2 protein-coding genes are annotated in these 2,151 nt (G+C 58.7%); one reads left to right on the forward strand and one right to left on the reverse strand.

The features are described 5' to 3' along the window. Positions 1-671, reverse strand: a 671-nt coding sequence (locus tag ACILSL_RS27675; RefSeq protein WP_395735301.1) for a TonB-dependent receptor plug domain-containing protein, incomplete at its 3' end; no start/stop codon positions are given. Between the two features lie 258 nt (positions 672-929). Between ACILSL_RS27675 and ACILSL_RS27680 the strand changes: the two genes are divergently transcribed. Then, a partial coding sequence (locus ACILSL_RS27680; protein ID WP_395735302.1) for an ISL3 family transposase occupies positions 930-2,151 on the forward strand: 1,222 nt, incomplete at its 3' end.

Raw genomic sequence — 2,151 nt, forward strand, 5'->3', positions numbered from 1 at the left:
GGCTGTGCCTCAATAGAGGCAAAAACAGCTCTTTTGTCATTTTCGTTATATGCCCATGGATCCGTAAATGTGAAGTCGCGGGGAAGAAGGCCGAATGTAGTGGCAGCCCCACGCCCAAAGGGCTGAAGTTCTGCATTGTCACTCCAGTGCTTGAATCCCTTTTCGTGAAGGAATTCCCCGGTAAGTTTCACCTGGACATTCTTCCAAGGACGCCAAGCAATCATGGGATCCACATTCCAACGTCTGAACCACGAAAAGCGGGTATTCACTCCATTGTTGAGATCCTCATCCCGGACGACACCGATGATTCGGTAGGCGAAATGCTTGTTGAGCGGAGCGGTATAATCAACCTCTGCTTTCTTTTGCGAATGATTACCATAGGTTAGCGCGAGCTCCCCAGCGGGCTTCCATTGCGGTGACTTTCGCACGCGGTTAAGTACTCCGCCAGTTGCATGCGAGCCATACACAATTGCGGATGGGCCTTTCAGGACCTCAAGCCGTTCGAACAGGAATGGCTCCGCACCAGCCTGACTTTGATTTTGGTTGTCGGCAAATCCATCTGTATACTGACTTCGCACGACATAGCCGCGAATCATCACACTATCGCCCACGTTTGATTCAATCGCCACGCCACTGATGTATTTCAAAACATCATACAGTTCGCTGGCCATCGCATCGCGCAAGAACTCTTGATTGATGACGGCTACCGCCTGTGGTGTGTCGATAAGGGCTGTATTGGTGCGGGTGACGCCTATTGCGTTCGTGGTTGCGTACCCTACATCCTTCTCTGCTGAGACAGTAAACTCGGAAAGCCGGATAACCTCTTCATCGGGTGAGGCTGCAGCTTGTGCAAAGATGGACGGAGGCAGGACTAAATAGGTTCTTCACGTTTGGTTGTGGGAAAGGGTCTGGGCGGTTAATGTGTGAGGATGGAAGAAACCGTCAACGAGCATTACCGCCAGCTGCTGAAACTCGAGAAGCCTTGGAGGGTGACGAACGTGGAAAAGGATCTGGAACGGGAGCGGGTCACGATCTGCGTGGCGTGGCCGGAGCGGACACCGGTGGCATGCCCCGAGTGCGGGAAGCCGTGCCCGGTGTACGACCGGTTGCCGGAGAGGACGTGGCGGCACCTGAGTGTGATGCAGTACCTTCTGGAACTGCGCTGTGGGGTGCCGCGGTGCGCCTGCCCGGAGCACGGGGTGAAGACGGTGACGGTGCCGTGGGCAGAGCCGGGCTCGCGCTTCACGTTCCACTTTGAAGCCTTTGCGGTGGCAGTGATCGCGGCCTGTCGGTCGCTGACGCAGGCCGCAGATTTGCTGCGACTGCATTGGGACAGCGTCCAACGGCTGATCGAGCGGGCCGTGGAGCGGGGCCTGGCTCGACGGAGCACGGAGGGACTCCGTCGAGTCGGCCTCGATGAGAAGAGTTTTCTGCGAGGCCAAAGTTACGTTTCGCTGATGACCGACCTCGGCCAGTCGCGGGTGCTGGACGTGGTGCTTGGACGGGACACCGAGCAGGCGATTGCCCTGTGGAAGTGCCTGCCGGAAGCGCAGCGGTTGAAAGTGGAGGCCGCCGCCATGGACATGGGGGCGAACTTTGCGGCTGCCACCCGGATCGCCGCTCCGCAGGCTGCGATCGTCCATGACCGTTTCCATGTCTCCAAGCACCTCAACGAGGCGGTCGACCAGACCCGCCGGCAGGAGGCGGCCAAGCTGGCCGAGAACGGCGACGAGACTCTCAAGCAGACTCGGTATCTTTGGCTGCATGGCACCGTGCCGGAGAAGCATCAGGCCAGCTTCGCCGAGCTGCTGGAAATGAACCTGAAGACCTCCCGGGCCTGGTTGTACAAGGAGCAGATGGTGGAGTTCTGGAGCCAGTCGGACGCGGCCAGCGGCGAACGCTTCTTCTCCCAGTGGTACCGCACCGTCATGCGCAGCCGTTTGCCGAAGGTGATGGCCGTGGCCCGCACCCTCAAAAGCCATCTGGTGAATCTTCTGACGTACTTCCAGCACCCGATCACCAATGCCCTCACCGAGGGCTTCAACTCCAAGATCCAAGCCATCAAGGCCGATGCCCGCGGCTTCCGCCGCTTCGAAAACTACCGCGCCCGCATCCTCTTTTTCTGCGGCAAGCTCGACCTCGCGCCCCTTC

Source organism: Prosthecobacter sp. (assembly GCF_044222345.1).
In the GTDB taxonomy this organism is placed as follows: domain Bacteria; phylum Verrucomicrobiota; class Verrucomicrobiia; order Verrucomicrobiales; family Verrucomicrobiaceae; genus Prosthecobacter.